Here is an 18,914-nt window from a genome sequence, read left to right as displayed (position 1 = left end):
GTGCTAGGAGCGGGCCTGCTGCAGGTGGGCCGCGGCCGTTGCTTCCAGGTGGGTCAGGTCCGAGGCCACCGTGGCGAAGGTATATCCTTCGCCGAGGCGCTGCTGGGCCAGCTCTCCGTTGGCGTTGTGGATGCCGGCGGCAATGCCAGCCTGCTGTGCTGCCGCGCTGACCCGCTTGAGCGCGGCCTCGAATTCCTCCTTGATCGCCGGATCCCCTGGGAACGCGGCGCCGATGGCCAGGGCCAGGTCGCTGGGCCCGACGTACAGCCCGTCCAGGCCCTGGACGGCGGCAATTTCTTCGACGTTCTCCAACCCGCCCGGAGTCTCGATCATGGCGAAGACCATGGTGGTGGCATCCGATTCCGCTGGTACCGGGCCAACGCGCAGGGCCGAGCGCATGGGTCCGTAGGAGCGGATGCCATGCGGCGGGTACTTGGCGTATTTGACCGCGTCGGCGGCGTCTTGCGCGTTGTCGACCAGCGGCACGATGACTGCCACGGCGCCAGCGTCCAGGGCCTTGCCAATGGCGGTGGCGTTATTGGCTTCCACGCGGACAACACCGGCGGCCTGGCCGGAGGCGTCGATGGCCATCAGCCCGGTGAGCATTCCGTTGTAGCCGATCAGGCCGTGCTGCGCGTCGAGGGCAACGTAGTCGTAGCCCAGGCGTGCGATGCGTTCGGTGGATACCGGCGAATCGAGCACCACCCAGTACCCGACGGCTGGTTCGCGGTCACGGATCTTGCGGGCGAATTCGGTGGCAACTGCTGAGGTCATGGCGTTGGTGTCTCTTTCTTGTTAACGGTTGTAGGCAGGCATCGGGCCGTGCAGCGAGGCGGTGGCCGCTGCAGCTGCCTCAGCCAGGTTCTGCTCCAATGGCCCCTTGGCGATGGCGGCAATGTTGGATTCGAGCTGGCTTGCCTTGGACCCGCCAAGCAGCAGCGAGTCGACGCCCTGGTGGTAGGCCAGCCAGCGCAGGGACAGCTCGATCAGGCTGATGCCGGCGTCCTTGGCCAGTGCGGTGAGCGCTTCAATGCCCTTGAAGAGGTCTTCATCCCAGTAGCGCTCGGTGTACATGCTGGCCAGGCGGGAGCTGCCGAAGCGCCCTTCCTGCGGCTGTTGCGCGAAGCTATGGCGCCCGGTGAGCAGTCCGCCGCCGAGCGGGTTGTACACCATGGTCTGCACCCCGCTGGCCTGGGCGAAGGGCAGGTACTCGGTTTCGATGCGCCGCGCCACCAGGTTGTACAGCTGCTGGGCCACCACAGGTGGCGGCGCGCCGACCGACTCGGCCACATGCCTTGCCTGCGCAATCTGCCAGGCGGCGAAGTTGGAAACGCCCAGGGACAGGATCTTGCCTTCCTGGTGCAGCTTCGCGACTTCGCCCAAGGTCGCTTCCAGCGAGGTGGCGTAGTCGGGCTGGTGCAGGTAGAACAGGTCCAGGCGGTCGGTGTTCAGCCGCCGCAGCGAGGCCTCCACGCTTCGGCGCAATGCCGCTGGGGACAAGGGCGAATCCTCGCCGGCGTCCGCATGGGGCATTCCCGCCTTGGACGCCAGGAATACCGAGTCGCGCTTGCCTTCCAGCAAGGTGGCCAGCAGCTCTTCGGTGGCCCCGCCGACATAGGCGTTGGCTGTATCTATATGGGTGATTCCCGCGTCCAATGCCGTATTGAGCATCTGCTCGCTGGCTTGGGCATCGGCGGTGTCGCCGAAGGTCATGGTTCCCAGGACCAATGCTGCCGGGGTGTTCTTGGGCATTGTCTTTGCTTCCTTGTTCGTCTCTTGCGGTTCTAGCTGGCCAGCCCGGCCAGGATGTGGCGCGGCTTCACGCCTTCCATCTGGCTCGGGTCCAGGGCCGCGCGGCGCAGCTTGCGGGTGTACGGCTGGGCCGGCGAGGTGAGCACCTGCTCGGTGCTGCCCAGTTCGACCAGCTTTCCCTTCTGCATCACCATGACCTGATCGCTGATTTCCTGCACCACGCCCAGGTTGTGTGAAATGAACACATAGGAGATCCCGGTGTCTTCCTGGATCTCGGCGAGCAGCTTGAGCACCTGTGCCTGCACCGAGACATCCAGCGCGCTGGTCGCCTCGTCACAGACCAGGAGCTCCGGCTTGGAAGCCAGTGCCCGGGCGATGCCGATGCGCTGGCGCTGGCCGCCGGAGAATTCATTGGCCCGCTTATCCAGTGCTCCCTCGGGCAGGCCCACGCGATCGAGCAGCCTCAAAGCCTCCTTGCGGTGTTCGGCAGGCGTCCCGCTTTTCTGGATTTTCAGCGGCTCGGTGATGATCTGCTCGGCGCTGTGGCTGGGGTCCAGCGAGCCGTAGGGGTCTTGGAAGACCATCTGGAATTTGCGGCGCAAGGGGCGCAGCTGCTTTTCATTCAGGGCCACCAGGTCGGTTCCATCCAGCAGGATTTGCCCCTTGGCCGGCTTGAGCAGGCGCATGATGGATTTGGCGATGGTCGACTTTCCGCATCCTGATTCACCGACCACGGCCAAGGTCGTGCCGCGTTCCAGGTCAAAGGAAACGTCGTCCACCGCGCGGAAGATTCCGTTGTGCGTGTGGTACTCGACGCTCAGGTTCTTCACCGAGAGGAACGGTGCTTGCTGGTTCATGATGCTCCCTTTGGTGCCATTGGCGTTTCGTCCCAGGTTCCCAAGCGCGGAACCGCGGCGAGCAGCTTGCGGGTGTAGTCCTGTTCTGGTGCGTCGACAATCTGGGCGGCGGGGCCGGACTCGACGAACTTCCCCGAGCTCATCACATGGATTGTGTCGGAAACCAGGCGCGCAACGCCAATATCGTGCGTAATCATCAGTATCGAGATCCCGCTGCGCTGCTGCAGTTCCAGCAGCAGGTCGAGGATCCCGGCCTGCACCGTGACGTCCAGGGCGCTGGTGGGCTCATCGGCGACCAGCAGTTCTGGTTCGCTGGCCAGCGCAATGGCAATGAGGACGCGCTGCAGCATGCCGCCGGAGAGCTGATGCGGGAATTTCTTGAGTTGTTCCTCAACCAGTGGGATGCGCACCTGCTCGAGCAGCTGCACGGCCTTGCTGTGCAGCTCCTGCTTGCCGGTAATGCGTCCGGCCACCTTGATCGCCTCGCGCAGTTGCGAGCCGATCGTGGCTACGGGATTCAGCGCGGTCATCGGGTCCTGCGGGATCAATGCCAGGCCCCGTCCGCGGAACTTGGCGATGGCCTTGGGGTTGGCCAGCACATCCTCGCCCTTGATCCGCACCTGGCCGGACAAGGCAGCAAGCCCGCGGGGCAACAGCTGGAGCAGCCCCATGGCGGTCGTGGATTTGCCGGAACCCGATTCGCCAATGATGGTGACGGTTTCCCCGTGGCCGATGCGGAAGTTGACGTTTTTGACCGCCTTGAACACGCCGTTGTCGGTCATCAGTTCCACGCTGAAGTCGCTGACTTCCAGGACTGCGGTATTTTGCTCGCTCATCACTTGCCTTCCTTCTTAGAGGTGCGGCGCAGGTTTCCATCGCGCAGGGCATCGCCGAGCAGATTGACCCCGACCACCAGAACGACGATGAACAGGCCTGGCAGCGTCACCATCCACCACGAGGTGGTGATGTAGTCCTGGCCGTCGGAGATCAGCCGGCCCCAGGTGGAGAAGGGGCGCTGCGGTCCGGCGCCGAGGAAGGACAATGCGCTTTCCAGGAGCACCGCTTGGGCCAGCAACAGCAAGATCACCAGGCTGGCCTGCTTGAAGACATTGGGGATCACGTGCTTGGCGAGAATCTGCACTTTGGGAAGGCCCAGGGTCTTGGCCGCATCCACGTAGGGCTTTTCGCGTTCCACGAGCACCAGGGATCGGGTCAGGCGCGCAACCTCGGGCCACTGGGCGATGGCGATGACACCGGTGATCACCGGGATGGATGGCCCGAAGAGGGCAACGACCAGCAGCAGCATCATCAGCAGCGGCAGGGACAGCTGGGCTTCGAGCACGCGGGAGATGATCACGTCGGCCCATTTGCCGTAGAACCCGGCAATGGATCCGAGGATCACTCCGACAGCCCCTGAAACGACGACCGCCAGCACGCCGATCATCAGCGAGGTCTGGCCTCCGAAGAGCACCCGGGAGAGCAGGTCGCGGCCCAGCTGGTCGGTGCCGAAGAGGTGCCCGTCGATCAACGGGGCCAATCGCCGGGCGCCGAGGTCCTGCATATTCGGGTCTGCGATCGGCAGCAGGTTGGCCAATGCGATCGGCAGGACCACCAGCAGGGTCAGGATGGTGCCCAGCCACAGCTTGATGCGGGTTGACCGGGCACGCCGGGCGGCCGCCGATTTCTTCAGCAGCTGCTTGGTCACTGCCGAGCCGCGGACCGGATCCGGAGCTTGCGCGAGGTTGCGGGTTGTGGTGCTCATGCCGAAGCTGCCTTTCCGAGGCGGACCCGTGGGTCCAGCAGTGGGTAGGCCAGATCGATCAGCAGCTGGACCGCGACGGCCAGCAAGGCGGTGATCAGCACGGTGGCCTGGATCAGGGGGTAATCGCGGGTTTCCAAGGCCCGGACGATCAGCGAGCCTACGCCGGGCCAGCCGAAGACAACTTCCACGACCACCACGCCGTTGAGCATCGCCGCGAAGCGGGTGCCCAGGGCGGTGAAGACGGGAATTCCCGCATTGCCCAGCGCATAGCGCCAGGTCAGCACCCGTTCGCTGACGCCGCGGGATCGGGCGATGCTCAGATAGGGGGCGTTGAAATTGGTGACCATCTCGCGCTTGACCATGCGTGAGACCAGGGCGATCTGCAAAATCGCAACCGTGATGGTGGGCAATACCAGGCCGCCCCAGGTGGTAAATCCCGAAGCCGGGAACAACGGGATGATCACAGAGAATCCAGTCAGCAGCATGATGCCGGTCCAGAAGTCGGGCATTGACTGCCCGGCGATGGTCGCAACGTTCACGCCCAGTTCGGCGTCGGTGTCGGAACGGCGGGCCATCCACATTCCCAGCGGAATGGCGACCAGTGCGGCCAGCAGGATGGAGCTGGTAGCCAGGGTCAGCGTGTAGGGCAGCCGGTCCATCACCACCTGCACGGCGGGGGCCTGGAAGGAATAGGACTGCCCCAGGTGGCCGGTGAACAGCTGTCCGATGAATATCACGTATTGCTGGAGCAGCGGCTTGTCCAGGCCAAATTGCTCGCGCACGGCGGCCAGCTGCTCATTGGTGGCCAGTGGCCCGGCAAACGAGGCAGCCGGGTCGCCCGGTGCCATGCGGATGAGCAGGAAGACGACGGATACGGTAAGGAATACCGTGAGCAGTCCCTGTCCGATGCGCTTGGGAAGATAGGTCAGCATGGCTTAGCTCTCCAATCCCACACGGGCCAGCGGGTAGGCGTTGGCGGCGGATAGTTCCAGGTTTTGCACGCGGTTGCGGCGGGCAAGAATTGATTTGGGGGTAAAGGCCCAGGCACAGGGCCACGTGTCCCAGACTGCTTGCTGGGCGACCTTGAGGTAGGCGGTGCGCTTGGCTTCATCGACTTCAGAGGCCGCGCGGGCGATTTTGCGTTCGACATCGCTGTTGACGTAGCCCTGGTAGGTGTCGCGGGTCTTTTCCTTTTCCGCTGTGCCGGCGTACATGCCCTGCAGCATCGTGATGGCCAGGCCGGTAGGACTGGAGAAGCCATTGCCCAGCAGGTCCCAGTCCCCTTCCTTGCCTTGGCGCCACTGCAGGATATTTCCTCCGGGTTCAAACTGCTGGAGCTCGGTTTTCACTCCGATGTCCCCGAACATCTGCACCAGGGCCTCCATGATGGCGGTATCCGAGGGGAATTCTCCGGTCTCCCAGATGATCTTGAGCTTCAGGTTCTCCACGCCGAGGTCCGACAGCAGGGATTTCGCCTTGCCCGGGTCGTAAACGTAGTCCCCGGTCTTGGCAAAGCCGAACAGGCTGGTCGGGGTCACGCCCTGCGCCTGTTCCACGGTGTCGATCAGGACATCGTGCACCAGGGCCTTGCCGTCGATGGCGAAGGACAGCGCTTCGCGGACTTTGGGATTGGCGAGCGGATGGGACTTCGGCTTGCGGAAGTTGTAGAAGATCTGGTTCAAGCGCAGCGAGGAGGCCGTGTCGATGGTGACGCCGGGCAGGCCCTGGAGCTGTTCCATGGAATTGGGCGAGATGGAATCGATGACATCTACTTCGCCGCTGCGCAAGGCGATCACGCGGGAGGATTCTTCGGGCAGGAAGCGGACGTTGACCTGGCGGATTGGCGCAGGTTCGCCCCAGTACTTCTCATTGCGCACCAGCGTGTAGGTCCCGGCGCCGCGGTCATAGGACTGGACAACATAGGGCCCGGTGCCCACACCGGTCTGCAGCTCTTCTGCCTTGTTATCCTCGGCAGGGGAAATCAGGATCAGCGCCATCAGCGCATCCAGGATCGGGATGGGCCCCTTGGAGTCCAAATGGAATGTCCGCTCATCGACTTCGGTGACCGAGGGGAATTCGGGGAAGAAGCTGGCAACGAAGGAGCCTTGCACCTTGGCGTACATTTCCAGCGCGGTGGCCACATCCTTCGGCTTGACCGGGCGCCCGTCCGAATAGGTGATTCCCTGGCGCAGCTTGACGGTCCAGCGTGTTGGCGATGCCATCACCATTGACTCGGCGAGCACCGGAATCGGTGCGATGTCCGGGCCGATCGCGGTCAGGCCCTCGCGGACCGCTCGCTGCACGGTGACGGCTGCATCGAACTGGTTCAGCTTGTTATCCAGCGATACCAAGGAACGGTTCAGGGCCAGGGTCAGCGTGTCTTTGCCCGGCAGCCCGGTGGGTCCTGCGCACGCGGTAGCGCTCATCCCCACTGCCGCAAAGAGCCCGGCGGCTCCGGCCAGCTGCAGCAGCTGGCGCCGCGACATCCCGGGCGAGAATCGTGCGGTCATCTTCGACCTCCCAATCGACTTTCTGGAGCGCTTTGCCCCATTGCTTGCAGGGCCATCCACTCGCTGTGATGTGTATCTCAAGGACACTTTGTCACGATTGCGCGAAATGCGCAATAGGCATAGCGCATTTCGCGCAACTGTGTCATGATGGCTCCAGAAGCACACGCTCGACCGGAGCCATCCGGAACCCGATTCAAGGAGGTGACAAGCATCCACATGGCCAAGAACCCAATGGAAGTCCTGATTCTCGCCGATGATTTTTCCGGCGCCTGCGAAGTATCCTTGCCTTGGAGCGACCAGGGATTTGCGACCCGGATTTCCCTTGACCTCGCCGCGGGATCTTCGAACAAGTCCCGCCCCGTCACCGTCCTGGACACCAATAGCCGCTACCTGGACCCCGCCAAGGCCTATCGGCGCATCCAGGATCTTTGCCGCCGGCCCTCGCAAGACGCGCTGGTCTTCAAGAAGATCGATTCGCTGTGGCGCGGCAACCTCAACGCAGAGCTCTCGGCCCTGGCCGATAGCGGCTACCGGCTCATCATTGCCGGAGCACTGCCCCACCTGGAGCGGACCGTTGACAACGGGCGCCCGCTGGTTGCCGGCCAGCCGCTGGCTTCCACGGATGCCTGGCAGGTAGAAGCAGGACAAGCCCCCGAATCCATCACCGACCTGCTCGGTGACCTCGAATCCGCAACGCTGGCCCGGCCCAGCACCGATGGATCGTTCCAAGAACACCTGGCCGCCGCGCTCGGTCCGGCACCCATCGCCATCGTCGACTGCTCAACCGAGGCGGACCTGCACTCCGTCGCCGAATCCTGGCTTGGACTGCGCGCCGCGCACCCGGAGCGGTTCGCCCGCAGCATCCTGGTTGGCACCGGAGCCCTGAACGCGGCCCTGGCCAGCGCCCTGGCGGCGCGTCACGGCACAGCCGGCCAGGCCGCGCACCAGGATCCTGCCGCGCCCGATGCTCCGGCTCGCCACCTTCTGGGTGTCGTCGGCTCGGCCTCAGGCCCCTCCGGGCAGCAGCTTGAACTCGCCCAGAACCACGGCATCCCCTGTGCCGAAACAACCGGCGAGCTGCCGGCGCCCAAGCCAGGGGAACCGGTGATTCTGCGCGCAGCGCGCAACGGGACGGAACCCTCGGCAGTGCTCCACCAGCTGCGCAACCAGGCAGCCGCCTTTCTTGCAGCGCACCCGGACTCGGATCTTTTCCTGACCGGCGGTGAAACAGCACGCGCCGTCCTCGACGACCTCGGTGCCACCTCGCTGGCCCCGCGCCAGCAGCTGGAACCCGGAGTGGTCATCTGCCAAGCCCCCGACGGGCGCCTGGTTGGCACCAAGCCCGGTTCCTTCGGCAGCCCCGGCATCCTCTCCAAAGCCTTTTCCACCCTGCGCGATCTGCGCACCACTCTTCCCCAGGAGCCAGTATCCATGAGCACCACTTCCCCAGATTCCCGTCCATTCATCGCCGTCACCATGGGTGACGGATCAGGAGTCGGCCCAGAGGTTACCGTCGGCGCCCTGCTGGATGCCAACGCCTACAACATCAGCCGGCCCATCGTCATTGGCGACTGCCACCGGCTGTCCCTGGGCGCGAAGGCCCTGGGCCTCAAGGCCGACATCGTGGAAATCTCCGACGTCGCAGAAGCCCAGTTTGTTCCCGGCCGCATCAACGTCATCGACCCCCACCTGCTGTCTGCGGACCTTGAATGGGGCAAGATTTCCGGCGAAGCTGGCAACGCGGCCTACCATTACATCCGCATCGCCTGCGAACTGGCGATGCGCGGCGAGGTCCAGGGCATCTGCACCGCACCGCTGAACAAGGCCGCACTGCACGAAGCCGGCCACATCTACCCCGGGCACACCGAATTGCTCGCCCACTTCATGGGTGTCGATGAAGTATCGATGATGCTTTCAACCCCCAAGGTCAAGGTCATCCACGTGACCACCCATATCGGATTGATCGATGCCATCAAGAAAATCGAACCCGGGCTGGTTAAGCGCACGGTCCGCCGCGGCCACGAGGCATTGGTCCGCGCAGGCAATCCCACCCCGAAGATCGGAGTCTGCGCCATCAACCCGCACGCCGGCGAGAACGGCCTGTTCGGCTACGGCGAAGAGGAAGAAAAGATCGTCCCTGCGCTCGAAAAGCTGCAGGCCGATGGGATCAACGCCATCGGCCCCCTGCCCGCCGATACCGCGTTCTTCCTGGCGGGCCGGGGCGACTACGACCTGATCGTCGCCATGTACCACGACCAGGGCCACGGCCCGGTGAAGGTTCTGGGCATCGAAGCTGGCGTGAACATCACCGTCGGCCTGCCGGTTATCCGCACCTCGGTGGACCACGGCACCGCGTTTGATATTGCCGGCACCGGCGTTGTCGAGGTGGGCAGCATGATCGAGGCCCTGGCGCAGTCGGTGAATTTGGCGACGGCCCCGGCCGAGTAAGCGAACCGGGCCAATGCCGATACACTCGGCGTATTAGACCCACCGAATCAACTGGGGAAGGAGTCCCATGTCGACCAGTGCCAAGGTGCGCCAAGGGCAGATCCTGGAACTGGCCAATACCAGCGGGTTGGCCAGCGTAGAGGAACTCTCCGAACGATTCGGCGTCACCGCTTCAACGATCCGCCGCGATCTTTCCCGGCTCACCGGAGAAGGAAAGATTGCGCGCACCTACGGCGGGGCGATGCCCTTGACCGCACCGGTGATCGAGTCCACGTTCCGGCAGCGGAACATGGAGAACGCGGTGGCGAAGAGCGCCATCGGGCGCAAGGCGCGCTCGCTGGTGTCCGAGGGGCAAACCATCCTGCTGGATTCCGGTTCCACAGTTGCCTCCTTGGCCCATGAGCTGCGTGATGCCAATGAACTCACCGTGGCGACAACCTCGCTGGTGGTGGTCGAGGAACTGGCCGAGGCAGAGTCGGTACATGTTGAGTGCCTCGGTGGCACCTTGCGCCACCGCAGCGCCGCCTTTGTGGGCCCGCTGGCAGAATACTGCCTGGAGCGGATGAGTTTTGATTCCGTTTTCCTCGGCGCTGATGCCGTCACGCCCGATGCCATCTGCGAGGCCGACCTCGTGCAGACCCGGCTCAAGGAAAAGATGGCCTCGCGGGCGCAGCGCGTGTTTGTGCTGGCCGACAGCTCCAAGCTCAACCAGCATCCTTTCCATGCCTGGGCCAGATTGCCCGAAGGCTGGACGCTGATCACCGACGCACAGGCCAGCGAGAACCAGCTTGCGCCATTCAAGGACGCGAACGTGGAGATTATTCTCGCGGGCTGACCATCTGGCAGTCCACGAAGCCTTTCCCCGAAAACAATCAATTTTTGCTATGCCGTTGCATCCCGCCGAGCGCGATGCAACGGCATTTTTAGTTCAGTCACGTCGAGGCAACGAGCGGCGCGCCACCGATATTCTCCTCGGTCGCACCATCCTGCGTGCCACCGCAAAAAACTTCTTTCGCGAGCAACAGCCGATAACCATAAGCAGTACTTCAATGAACTGAATACTCTGTTCATTCTCTAAAATCTCTAGCCTGAATGGCTGATTTTTCGTTTTACCTACACCGTTCATCATCAAATTGCAGTCTGCATAAGCTTGTAATCTAGGCAAATTAAGCGTTGCTACAAGCCCTTATATTTTATGTACGTAGACTTCAAATGTGATGCAGATTATGGTTTTTCCATAGTCGGATAACGATGAATTCGGACCGAGTGACCGGGAGCGAAACGCGCGGCACCACGAGATGTAGGAATGACGATGAACATACAAGCCGAATGGATGCGCGGAGGAACCAGCAAGTGCTGGGTCTTCGAATCCGAGCATCTGGAAGAAACGGCCACCAGCCTCGATGAACTGCTCCCGAAAGTATTCGGCAGCCCCGATTCACGACAAATCGACGGCGTTGGCGGAGCCACCTCAACCACCAGCAAGGCGGTCATTCTGCACCGTTCCAGCGACGCCGAAATCGACGTGGAGTTCACCTTCGCCCAGGTCGGCATCGAAGAAGCCACGGTGGACTGGGGAAGCAACTGCGGCAACTGCTCCGCGGTTGTCGGGCTCTACGCCATCGAGCAAGGATGGATCACCCCATCCGGGGACATCACCCGAGTCACCACCCGCAACACCAATACCGGGCAGATCATCATCCAGCGCGTCGATACGCCAGGAGGGGCACTGCCGATCGTTCCCCAGGCGCAGATGCCCGGTGTGGCAACAGCTGGCTACAAGGTCGGGCTCGGATTCCGCGACCCTGCCGGCAAGACCACCGGCAGCCTCTTGCCCACCTCGAACCCAACAGACATCCTGTTTGCCGCGGGCCGCGCGTGGACCGCATCCCTGGTGGATGCCGGAGCACCCGTAGTCATACTTCGCGCCGAGGAACTTGGTCTCGACACCGCAAACTATGATTCATGGATGGCCGCCGTCGACTCGCAACTGATCGCCTTGGACCAGGTGCGCCGCGAAGCAGCGGTGCGCATGGGCCTGGCCGCGACCCCTGCGCAGGCTGCCCGCGCCATCCCGAAACTTGCCATCGCCGCGGCACCGCAGGATGAAGACAGCGATGCCAGCGTCATGATGCTCTCCATGGGCAAGCCCCACCCTGCATTGGCCATCACCGGAAGCATCGCGCTGACCCTCGGCGCACAGACCCCGGGCACCATACTGGGCGAGATCACCGGCGGGGCACCGCGCGCCACGCTGCGCCTGCGCACCCCCGCCGGCGTCATCGAAACCTGGAGCGAAGAACGCGAGGGGTCCATGTACGTCGGAGTGGACCGCACCGCCCGCTCCATCGCCAGCTCCACCATCCACCTCCCCGAGTCCCTCGGCAGCGTTGCCGAAACCGACCTAGCAAGCGCAAGCCGCTGAGGAGCCAGACCATGACTAATACAGGGTTCAAGGCTGCACCCCCAGCCGAACAAGAAGCCATCGCTGTCGACACCGTCGATCCGCGGCGCCAAAACCGGCGCAGCAAGCGCAACCTGCTGATCGTTGCCGCGGTGGCCTTCATCGCGGTGCTCATCGCCATGGTGGCTTCTCCAGCGCTCTCCAGCGCGGAGCCTTCCGGCACCGGCGCCTCGCTGACCACCGAACAGGTCATCCCGCTCGTTGTCCTGGTGCTGATGTTCATCATCGCCACCAAATGGCCGGTCAACATCGGCGTGATGGGCCTGGTGGCATCCTTCGGCATCGGCTACTTCATGCTGGGCATGGATGACAAGGAAATCCTCGCGGACTTCCCGGCCAGCATCGTGCTGACCATCATCGGCGTCACCTACTTCTTCTCCATGGCACAGCACAACGGCACCATCGATATCATCGTGCGCAACTGCGTCCGCGCAGTTCGCGGCAAAACCATGCTGCTTCCCTGGGTTTTCTTCCTGGTCGCCGCGGCATTGACCTCGCTGGGCACCTTCTCCCCTGCCGCCGTCGCCTTGCTGGCACCGGCTGCCATCGGATTTGCCTACGAATCGCGCATTCACCCTTTGCTGATGGGCGCCTTCATCATCAACGGTTCCCATGCTGGAGGATTCTCGCCGCTGTCCGTCTCGGGTGTCCTGGTTCATGACATCGCCATGGAAAATGGCTTCCCGGTTTCGGCCAACGCCTTGTTTGCCGCCAGTTTCGCCATCAACCTGATCCTGTCGATCCTGACTGTGATCGTCTTCGCCGTGATGGGCAAGCTGCGCACCAGCGCCGGCGAGGGCTACACGGAAGTCGAGGAGATCCGCTCCACCCGTCCGCGGGGACAGCAGATCTACACGCTGGTGCTGATTGGCGTGATGCTCTTCTGCGCCCTGGTCTTGCGCCTGCCCATCGGCTTTGTCGCCTTGAGCGCCGGCTTGCTGCTGGCCCTGTTGAACGTCAAGGACCAGCAGAAGTTTGTTGCCGGCATTTCCTGGTCCACCGTCTTGCTGGTGGCCGGAATGATCACCTATGTCTCGCTGCTGACCCACATCGGCGTGATCGACACCCTGGCCCACATGGCCCTGGCCCTGGGCGCTCCGATCTTGATCGCCTTGGTGCTGTGCTACGTGATCGGCATCGGATCCGCTTTCGCCTCATCCACCGCCCTGCTCGCCGCATTCATCCCGCTGGCCGGGCCGCTGCTGGCCGTCAGCTCGCTGAGCGTCTCCGGCACCGTGGCAGCAATTGCCATCTCCGCAACCGTGGTTGATGTTTCCCCCTTCTCCACCGCTGGCGCACTGGTGGTGGCTAACGTGAGGGAAAGCGATCGGACCCGAACCTACAAGCAGCTGATGATGTACGCAGGTGCCGTGGTTCTGATTGCACCGGCACTGTCCTGGTTGCTGCTGGTGCCAACCGGCATCATGTAATTGCCCCGGCTACGCCAATGGGAGGGAACCGTGATGGTTCCCTCCCATTGGCTTGCGCACTCAGCGGCGCTTGCCGGTAACCAGCCCCCACACGATCAACACGATCAGGGAACCTCCGATGGCCAGCAGCCACGTCGACAATGACCAGAACTGGCTAATGCCGACACCGAAAATAGCCGAACCGATCCAGCCGCCAAGCAGCGCACCGGCGACGCCCAGCAAGAGCGTTGCCAGCCAGCCCCCGCCCTGCGTTCCTGGCTTGATCGCCTTGGCGATCGCACCGGCAATGAGGCCAAGGATGACCCAACCAATAATTCCCATGTGTTTCTACTCCCCCAAGTGTTGTGGCACGATCAGCGTGCCGCTGGTGATGATTTCTTGATGCCCGGGCCGACTCAGATGAGCACCACCTTCTGGGAATCCTGCTTTACCGGCTTCTGGAAGCTGAATGAAACGTGCTTGCTGGCGAAGGGCGCTCCCAGCACCATTTCGAGATCCGGTATCACCCGGTCATTGACCAGCTTGATACCGCGATTCGCCGGAGCATCGGCGCGCAAGGTGAACCGCGCATAGAGCACAGGTTCGGTTGCGCTGCCACCGATCTGGACATTCGCATCCACGATTTCTGGTTGCGTCTGCGCGGCGGTCTCCGCGGCCTTGGCTATGACCGAAGTTTCGATCTCGCTCACCCCCTCGGTGCGTGATTCATATCTGAATTTGTGTGCCGCTGGGCGGCGCGGAATGGCGGTGATCAACACCGCTAGCGACAGCACCATGCCCGCAATCCCTATCGCCAATCCCAATGGCACCAGGTACTGCTGATCGATCGGCAGGCTGTTGCCAATCTCGGCTTGGCCGAAATCATTTCCTGCAGGCAGCCCCCACCAGACGGAGGCCAGGCCCCATCCTCCGCCAGCCAGCAGCACCAGGCCGAGGATCACGAGAATGATTCGCTGCCGCACCACATGCGTTGTGAACATTTCAGTTCCCTCCTCGCCGTTGCACCGAGACCTTGACTTTGGGAGCGCGTTGCAATGGCAAGCCATCGATCACTGCCTGCACCCGCGCCTGCGCGTTGTCCTGCACGCGCTGGACCGAGTGGGCCGGAGTCTGCACTCTCACGTGCACCAGGGCCGGGCTGGTTTTCACCCTTGCCCTGGTGACTGAATCGGTTCGTTCAACCTCATGCCCCACCAAGGTCGATATTCCCCGGCATGAGATTGCCTGTTCCGATCGAGCTGAAGGATCGTCGCTGGTGAGCAGGATGCTCTGCCGGCGCCCCGGAATCAGCGCACTGAGCATCAGCACCAGGCCGAGCACCGCAAGGACCGCCATGGCGATCACTGCCAGGTTGTCGTTGAAGCGCAGGCCGAGCAGCGCATCAATGCCCTGCTCGGCAATGCCGGGCCAACGTCCGTCGGCCAAACGCAGGATGCAGGACAGCGCCAGGATCATGCTTGCGGCCAGCAGGATGGCAAAGCTGATCGCCAGCGTCAAGGTGCGGGCACTGCGAACGTGCCAGAACCTGTTCATCGCAGCCTCCTGTTTCTGGTTCCTTCATCCGGTGCCGACATCCAGCTCACCCGGATATCGGTTTGCACCTGTTCAACGCCAAGGTATGCGCGCAGATCCGCAGCGACCATGTTTCGCACGTCTTCGCAGGCTTGCTGGACATCGCTCGGATAGCTCAGGCCGAGATCCAGGTCGATGACAACCATGTTCCCGAGCACCTCGGCTTTGGCCTTGGGCCGGCTGTCAAAATCCCGGTACTTGCCCAGCCCCAGGATCCCTCCCGCGGCCGAGCCGACCACCGGGACCTTATAGGCCGCCTGGGCAGCGATTTTTGAATAGACGCCCGTGTTCACCGTGGTGCTTCCACGGTGCGAGGACAGCTCTGCCATCTGCTTCACCGCCGACGTTTGCTGAACACTTGGCCGAGATCAACCCTGTCCTGCAATAGCCAGCCCACTCCCGCGCCGATGATGGTGAAGAATGCCACCACCACAAACTGGGTGAATGAACCGAAGGCGATCAGCAGCCCGGCCAGGCAGCCGATGGCCAGCCCCCACTTGACGTGTAACATGTTCTGCTCCTTAGCTGCGGACAGTTATTTCAGGCCGTCACGGGTTTCAGTGTCATCGTCATCGTCCTCTGGCAGGTGCACGTCGGTGACTTCCACGTTCACCTCGATGACTTCCAGCCCGGTGGCGCGCTCGACCTGGGCGATGATGTTCGAGCGGATCTCGCTGGAGACCTCGACGATGGAGAATCCGTAGGAAACGACGATCGAGACGTCGATGGCGGTCTGCTGCTCGCCCTTTTCAACGCTCACGCCGCCAGCGGCGTTGGCCTGGGCACCGGGGATGCGCTCTGCCAGCGAGTTGAAGGTCCGGCGGGCGGCGTTGCCCATTGCGTAGACGCCGGATACCTCGCGGGTGGCGATGCTGGCGATCTTCTGGACCACGCGGTCTTCGATGGTTGTCTTGCCCAGATCGGTGTGCAGCGGGCCGCGCAGCTTCTCGCTGGCTTGCGCTTCATTGGCTGACGCCGCCTTGGCCTGGCGCTCCAGCTCTTCGCCGGTTGGCTTGATGATCGGCCCTTGGGAATCTCGTTGCACCATGATGGTCTCCTCAGTCATTGAAGGGATAATTTTTGCCTTACACTCGTACAGACGAGAGCTGTACAGAAATCCTCACACATTTTGAATGTGATCTAGGTCACTCAAGGAGGGTGCTTGGAACCGACCCGGCTGGCTGTGCTTGTTGGCCGCTCCATGGAAGGCGACCCCGAAGCATTTGGCGAGCTCGTCACCGTGATGACCCCTGGCCTGCGTCAATATTGCAAGACTTTTTTCAGCAGCTGGCACGATGCCGAAGACGCCACCCAGGACGCCTGGATCCGCGCGTGGCAGTCGCTGGGCTCGCTGCGCGAACGTGCCGCATTCAAGACCTGGCTCTACCGGATGGCGCGAAATATTTGCCTCGATCGCATCCGCCAGCGTGCCAATGACCAGCAAACCGTGGATGATGAAGTGCTAGAGCAAACCCCGGTGCCCGACCGGGAACTGCCCGAGAACGTGGCCGTGCAACGTGGTGAAGTGGCCGATGCCTGGCAGATCATCAATGGGTTGCCCTCGGCGCTTCGCCAGACGTTCGTGCTGGTCGCGCTCCAAGGCATGAGCTACAAGGAAGCGGCCCTGGTCACGAACGTTTCAGAATCAACGGTGCGAGGGCGACTCGCACGAGCACGCAATGCAATCAGCGAGGCGGTGTCATGACAACCCTCCCCTGCGGACGTACCTCCGAAGACGTCCTGCTGAATCTGGACGAACCCGCCGACCTGCACGAATTGCAGTGCCGCTGGTGCCATGCCGAACGCCAGCGGCTCAAGGACCAGAACGGGTTCATCACCCGCTTGCTGCAGACCTCGACCCCCGAGCACGAGCCGGAAGCCTTCTCGAAGGGGATCCTCGGGAAAATTGCCAGCCTTGGGCCCCGCCAGCGCATCTGGGATGTGCAGGATCCCGCTACTGGCCTGCCCCAGCGCCTGTCATCCCTCGAGCTGATCAAGGCCATCCGCAAGGCGTTCGCCGACTCGACAACCACGCAGTTGAACTACACCGAAATCAAAGCCACCGACGCGAAGGTCCCGCATCTTCGCTGGAAAATCCAGTGCCATGTGAGCATGGCCGATGACAGCACCGTGAACGCCATCGAGCAGCAGGTCCTTGGCTTCGTTTGCGATGCCATCAGGCCGCTGATCAGCTGGGAGGAAGTAGTCGTCGACCTGGTCATCGAGGACCTTCACGGCCAGGCCATCGAGTCTGTCACGCTGCGAGAGAAGAACTAGCAGAGCATCTTTTCACGCAGCATGACGCTGGCCGGGCCGCTTCCTGAATGCATTGCCAGCGCGAAGCCCCTGCTCAGCTGGGGCATAGGATGCTTGCGTAACGTAGTAGCTACCTCATTGAAGGTGCGAGTGATGATCGTAGAAATCCCCGCCGGCATAGCCGGCGGGGATTTCTCTTTGGCAGCGGCTTTCCGGTTGAACCTAGCTCTCCAGCCAGCTCACTTCACCGGTTTCCAGGTCGTAAACGGCCGGCACCACACGGGTGCGCTGCTCTTCGACCGCCTTGCGGATGATTGCCGAGCGCTCCACCAGCTGCTTGGCGACGGCGAGCGCATTGGCCTCCACCACCTGGCTCACCGCCTCGCTGCCGGATCCTGAAACTTTCCGGCTCCGGGCCACGGGCGCGATTTGATCCGCAAAATCCTCCATTTCTCCGGGCAGCTGCGGGTCCCGGGGGTTGGCTTCCATGGCCTTGAGCGTGCCGGTCACCGCACCGCACGCACTGTGGCCGAGGATGACCAGCAGCGGGACCGAGTAGGGGGAGGAAACAGCAAATTCCATGCTGCCCACCAAGGTGTCATCCAAGACCGCTCCCGCGGTCCTGGTGACAAAGAGGTCTCCGATGCCCTGGTCAAAGAGCATCTCCGGTGCCACTCTCGAATCCACGCAGCCATGGACTAGCGCAAAGGGGCTTTGGTGCCCGGCTTGCTCGCCACGTCGTTGCGAATCCTGGTTCGGATGCTGCACCTGGCCGGAGGTGAAGCGCTGGTTTCCTTCGGCCAGCGCCTTGAGCACGCCATCGGGCGTCTTCGGTGTTGTCGCACGGCCGACGGTGGTGGCTTGCGGGGACTTTTCGCTTGCGCAGGCGCTCAGTCCAGCGAGAGCCAGCAGTCCGGTCGCACCCGCAAGGAGTTTTCGACGGCTGGTTATGGTCGCGTTGACGACACTGTCAATGGGTTGTGGCATAGTGCTTTCCGCTCGTAATTCGTGGGCACCTGAATGTCATTAACTCAGATTTCGCAGTAAATATCATCATGAAGTGTAATCTTCTGCATTTGATTCATAAACAAATTTCCGAATATTTCGCCCCGCGCCCCGAGCCGCCGGCTTTATGACGAAACACGGAAAGTGATTGACATCACCCCGCTTGTCGGATTGGATGGACACTGTCAATCGATTGATTGGGAGCACAAGGCGGTGTCCTTTGGAACTCGGTACAGTCCAGCAAGCAGCGGTGTCCTGCTTTGCCCAACGCGGGTTTGCCGCCACCGGCATCCGTGAATTGGGTACGGCAGTCGGATTGAATTCGGCCACGCTCTACCACTACGTCGGAGGCAAAGAAGAGCTGCTCGTTGGCATCATCAAGAATTGCCTCAATTCGATGATCGACGGCGCCAGCCAGACTGCGGCCGCCGGCGCCGACCCCACCCGGAAGCTGGCCTTGCTGGTGGCCTTCCATGTCGGATTCACCGCCACCAATCCCAAGACCTCTCGCGTGGCGGAACACGAGATGCGAGCGCTGTCCACCGAGAACGCGGCCCAAATGCAGGCACTGCGCGATAGCTATGAACAGCTCTTCGCCCGGGTTCTCCAGGACGGCACCGCCCAGGGCGCTTTCAGCACCGGGGATCTGGGCATCGCCAGGCTGGCCATGATGGAAATGGGCACCGGGGTTTCCCACTGGTTCCGCCGCGACGGCCGGCTGTCCTTGCCCGAGGTGCAACTGAACTTCGTGGCGCTGGCCATGCGGATGCTCGCCGTCTCCAACGAGTCCCCGCTCTCCCGCACCGAGCTCCCCATCCCCCTGGTGATCGCCAGCGAACCCGAACCGAAGGACTGAAA

At 62.6% G+C, this 18,914-nt stretch carries 21 protein-coding genes; 7 read left to right on the top strand and 14 right to left on the bottom strand.

Annotated features, from left to right (window positions below; genetic code table 11):
- Window positions 1-3 precede the first annotated feature (3 nt).
- Genes H6F58_RS00720 through H6F58_RS00690 form a run of 7 tightly spaced genes read right to left on the bottom strand, consistent with a single transcriptional unit; the run spans window position 4 to window position 6,881 of the window.
- Entirely contained in the window at window positions 4-774 is a 771-nt protein-coding gene (locus H6F58_RS00720) for an aldolase/citrate lyase family protein (protein WP_060703022.1), read from the bottom strand.
- Window positions 775-795: 21 nt separating this feature from the next.
- The gene (locus tag H6F58_RS00715; protein ID WP_195180854.1) at window positions 796-1,752 is read right to left on the bottom strand and encodes an aldo/keto reductase; all 957 of its coding nucleotides are present in this window, start codon (window positions 1,750-1,752) and stop codon (window positions 796-798) included.
- A 32-nt stretch (window positions 1,753-1,784) separates the two neighbouring features.
- Window positions 1,785-2,609, bottom strand: a complete 825-nt coding sequence (locus H6F58_RS00710) for an ATP-binding cassette domain-containing protein (protein ID WP_195180853.1) — start codon at window positions 2,607-2,609, stop codon at window positions 1,785-1,787.
- The gene (locus H6F58_RS00705; protein WP_060703025.1) at window positions 2,606-3,445 is read right to left on the bottom strand and encodes an ABC transporter ATP-binding protein; all 840 of its coding nucleotides are present in this window, start codon (window positions 3,443-3,445) and stop codon (window positions 2,606-2,608) included. Before H6F58_RS00705 ends, H6F58_RS00710 begins: the two co-directional genes overlap by 4 nt.
- On the bottom strand, window positions 3,445-4,371 hold the full coding sequence (locus tag H6F58_RS00700; RefSeq protein ID WP_146276909.1) for an ABC transporter permease: 927 nt from the start codon (window positions 4,369-4,371) through the stop codon (window positions 3,445-3,447). The genes H6F58_RS00705 and H6F58_RS00700 overlap by 1 nt, the downstream gene beginning before the upstream one ends.
- Window positions 4,368-5,303 carry an ABC transporter permease gene (locus H6F58_RS00695; RefSeq protein ID WP_195180852.1) on the bottom strand — a complete coding sequence of 312 codons (936 nt, stop codon included), beginning with the start codon at window positions 5,301-5,303 and terminating at the stop codon, window positions 4,368-4,370. The genes H6F58_RS00700 and H6F58_RS00695 overlap by 4 nt, the downstream gene beginning before the upstream one ends.
- 3 nt (window positions 5,304-5,306) lie before the next feature.
- Complete coding sequence (locus H6F58_RS00690; protein ID WP_195180851.1) at window positions 5,307-6,881, bottom strand: ABC transporter substrate-binding protein; 1,575 nt, start codon at window positions 6,879-6,881, stop codon at window positions 5,307-5,309.
- Window positions 6,882-7,097: 216 nt separating this feature from the next.
- Between H6F58_RS00690 and pdxA the strand changes: the two genes are divergently transcribed.
- From pdxA to H6F58_RS00670, 4 genes are all read left to right on the top strand, one after another.
- On the top strand, window positions 7,098-9,329 hold the full coding sequence (gene pdxA / locus H6F58_RS00685) for a 4-hydroxythreonine-4-phosphate dehydrogenase PdxA (RefSeq protein WP_244652214.1): 2,232 nt from the start codon (window positions 7,098-7,100) through the stop codon (window positions 9,327-9,329).
- Between the two features lie 67 nt (window positions 9,330-9,396).
- Window positions 9,397-10,164, top strand: coding sequence for a DeoR/GlpR family DNA-binding transcription regulator (locus H6F58_RS00680; protein WP_060703029.1), 768 nt, complete (start codon window positions 9,397-9,399; stop codon window positions 10,162-10,164).
- Between the two features lie 477 nt (window positions 10,165-10,641).
- The gene (locus tag H6F58_RS00675; protein ID WP_195180850.1) at window positions 10,642-11,754 is read left to right on the top strand and encodes a PrpF domain-containing protein; all 1,113 of its coding nucleotides are present in this window, start codon (window positions 10,642-10,644) and stop codon (window positions 11,752-11,754) included.
- 11 nt (window positions 11,755-11,765) lie between these two features.
- Window positions 11,766-13,223, top strand: a complete 1,458-nt coding sequence (locus H6F58_RS00670) for an SLC13 family permease (RefSeq protein ID WP_195180849.1) — start codon at window positions 11,766-11,768, stop codon at window positions 13,221-13,223.
- Between the two features lie 60 nt (window positions 13,224-13,283).
- On the opposite strand, the gene H6F58_RS00665 is transcribed toward H6F58_RS00670, so the two are convergent.
- From H6F58_RS00665 to H6F58_RS00640, 6 genes are all read right to left on the bottom strand, one after another.
- Window positions 13,284-13,544 (bottom strand): GlsB/YeaQ/YmgE family stress response membrane protein, encoded by a 261-nt coding sequence (locus H6F58_RS00665; RefSeq protein WP_060703033.1) that lies wholly within the window; start codon window positions 13,542-13,544, stop codon window positions 13,284-13,286.
- A 74-nt stretch (window positions 13,545-13,618) separates the two neighbouring features.
- Entirely contained in the window at window positions 13,619-14,203 is a 585-nt protein-coding gene (locus H6F58_RS00660; RefSeq protein WP_195180848.1) for a hypothetical protein, read from the bottom strand.
- A 1-nt stretch (window position 14,204) separates the two neighbouring features.
- Window positions 14,205-14,756: a DUF6286 domain-containing protein gene (locus H6F58_RS00655; protein ID WP_195180847.1), complete on the bottom strand. Its 552-nt coding sequence runs from the start codon at window positions 14,754-14,756 to the stop codon at window positions 14,205-14,207.
- Window positions 14,753-15,133, bottom strand: coding sequence for an Asp23/Gls24 family envelope stress response protein (locus H6F58_RS00650; protein WP_146276923.1), 381 nt, complete (start codon window positions 15,131-15,133; stop codon window positions 14,753-14,755). Before H6F58_RS00650 ends, H6F58_RS00655 begins: the two co-directional genes overlap by 4 nt.
- Complete coding sequence (locus H6F58_RS00645; protein ID WP_098945523.1) at window positions 15,130-15,306, bottom strand: hypothetical protein; 177 nt, start codon at window positions 15,304-15,306, stop codon at window positions 15,130-15,132. The genes H6F58_RS00650 and H6F58_RS00645 overlap by 4 nt, the downstream gene beginning before the upstream one ends.
- A 24-nt stretch (window positions 15,307-15,330) precedes the next feature.
- Window positions 15,331-15,861 carry an Asp23/Gls24 family envelope stress response protein gene (locus tag H6F58_RS00640; protein ID WP_236995216.1) on the bottom strand — a complete coding sequence of 177 codons (531 nt, stop codon included), beginning with the start codon at window positions 15,859-15,861 and terminating at the stop codon, window positions 15,331-15,333.
- 96 nt (window positions 15,862-15,957) lie between these two features.
- On the opposite strand from H6F58_RS00640, the gene H6F58_RS00635 reads away from it, so the two are divergent.
- Complete coding sequence (locus H6F58_RS00635) at window positions 15,958-16,500, top strand: RNA polymerase sigma factor (RefSeq protein WP_146276925.1); 543 nt, start codon at window positions 15,958-15,960, stop codon at window positions 16,498-16,500.
- Window positions 16,497-17,072 (top strand): hypothetical protein, encoded by a 576-nt coding sequence (locus H6F58_RS00630; protein ID WP_195180846.1) that lies wholly within the window; start codon window positions 16,497-16,499, stop codon window positions 17,070-17,072. Before H6F58_RS00635 ends, H6F58_RS00630 begins: the two co-directional genes overlap by 4 nt.
- 201 nt (window positions 17,073-17,273) lie before the next feature.
- Here H6F58_RS00630 and H6F58_RS00625 read toward each other — a convergent pair whose 3' ends face one another.
- Window positions 17,274-18,038 carry a carbonic anhydrase gene (locus H6F58_RS00625; protein ID WP_195180845.1) on the bottom strand — a complete coding sequence of 255 codons (765 nt, stop codon included), beginning with the start codon at window positions 18,036-18,038 and terminating at the stop codon, window positions 17,274-17,276.
- Between the two features lie 238 nt (window positions 18,039-18,276).
- Here H6F58_RS00625 and H6F58_RS00620 point away from each other — a divergent pair, with 238 nt between their 5' ends.
- Window positions 18,277-18,912 (top strand): TetR/AcrR family transcriptional regulator, encoded by a 636-nt coding sequence (locus H6F58_RS00620; protein ID WP_171919536.1) that lies wholly within the window; start codon window positions 18,277-18,279, stop codon window positions 18,910-18,912.
- Window positions 18,913-18,914: the final 2 nt, after the last annotated feature.

Source organism: Glutamicibacter sp. FBE19 (assembly GCF_015524875.1).
Classification (GTDB): domain Bacteria; phylum Actinomycetota; class Actinomycetes; order Actinomycetales; family Micrococcaceae; genus Glutamicibacter; species Glutamicibacter halophytocola.
The sequence above is the reverse complement of the archived record's forward strand: the minus strand, read 5'-3'. Positions and strand labels throughout refer to the sequence as shown.

What these genes read in the sequence shown, in the direction of transcription:
- H6F58_RS00720 (WP_060703022.1), bottom strand. Translation starts at nt 774, where the DNA reads ATGACCTCAGCAGTTGCCACCGAATTCGCCCGCAAGATCCGTGACCGC.
- H6F58_RS00715 (WP_195180854.1), bottom strand. Translation starts at nt 1,752, where the DNA reads ATGCCCAAGAACACCCCGGCAGCATTGGTCCTGGGAACCATGACCTTC.
- H6F58_RS00710 (WP_195180853.1), bottom strand. Translation starts at nt 2,609, where the DNA reads ATGAACCAGCAAGCACCGTTCCTCTCGGTGAAGAACCTGAGCGTCGAG.
- H6F58_RS00705 (WP_060703025.1), bottom strand. Translation starts at nt 3,445, where the DNA reads ATGAGCGAGCAAAATACCGCAGTCCTGGAAGTCAGCGACTTCAGCGTG.
- H6F58_RS00700 (WP_146276909.1), bottom strand. Translation starts at nt 4,371, where the DNA reads ATGAGCACCACAACCCGCAACCTCGCGCAAGCTCCGGATCCGGTCCGC.
- H6F58_RS00695 (WP_195180852.1), bottom strand. Translation starts at nt 5,303, where the DNA reads ATGCTGACCTATCTTCCCAAGCGCATCGGACAGGGACTGCTCACGGTA.
- H6F58_RS00690 (WP_195180851.1), bottom strand. Translation starts at nt 6,881, where the DNA reads ATGACCGCACGATTCTCGCCCGGGATGTCGCGGCGCCAGCTGCTGCAG.
- pdxA (WP_244652214.1), top strand. Translation starts at nt 7,098, where the DNA reads ATGGCCAAGAACCCAATGGAAGTCCTGATTCTCGCCGATGATTTTTCC.
- H6F58_RS00680 (WP_060703029.1), top strand. Translation starts at nt 9,397, where the DNA reads ATGTCGACCAGTGCCAAGGTGCGCCAAGGGCAGATCCTGGAACTGGCC.
- H6F58_RS00675 (WP_195180850.1), top strand. Translation starts at nt 10,642, where the DNA reads ATGAACATACAAGCCGAATGGATGCGCGGAGGAACCAGCAAGTGCTGG.
- H6F58_RS00670 (WP_195180849.1), top strand. Translation starts at nt 11,766, where the DNA reads ATGACTAATACAGGGTTCAAGGCTGCACCCCCAGCCGAACAAGAAGCC.
- H6F58_RS00665 (WP_060703033.1), bottom strand. Translation starts at nt 13,544, where the DNA reads ATGGGAATTATTGGTTGGGTCATCCTTGGCCTCATTGCCGGTGCGATC.
- H6F58_RS00660 (WP_195180848.1), bottom strand. Translation starts at nt 14,203, where the DNA reads ATGTTCACAACGCATGTGGTGCGGCAGCGAATCATTCTCGTGATCCTC.
- H6F58_RS00655 (WP_195180847.1), bottom strand. Translation starts at nt 14,756, where the DNA reads ATGAACAGGTTCTGGCACGTTCGCAGTGCCCGCACCTTGACGCTGGCG.
- H6F58_RS00645 (WP_098945523.1), bottom strand. Translation starts at nt 15,306, where the DNA reads ATGTTACACGTCAAGTGGGGGCTGGCCATCGGCTGCCTGGCCGGGCTG.
- H6F58_RS00640 (WP_236995216.1), bottom strand. Translation starts at nt 15,861, where the DNA reads ATGACTGAGGAGACCATCATGGTGCAACGAGATTCCCAAGGGCCGATC.
- H6F58_RS00630 (WP_195180846.1), top strand. Translation starts at nt 16,497, where the DNA reads ATGACAACCCTCCCCTGCGGACGTACCTCCGAAGACGTCCTGCTGAAT.
- H6F58_RS00625 (WP_195180845.1), bottom strand. Translation starts at nt 18,038, where the DNA reads ATGCCACAACCCATTGACAGTGTCGTCAACGCGACCATAACCAGCCGT.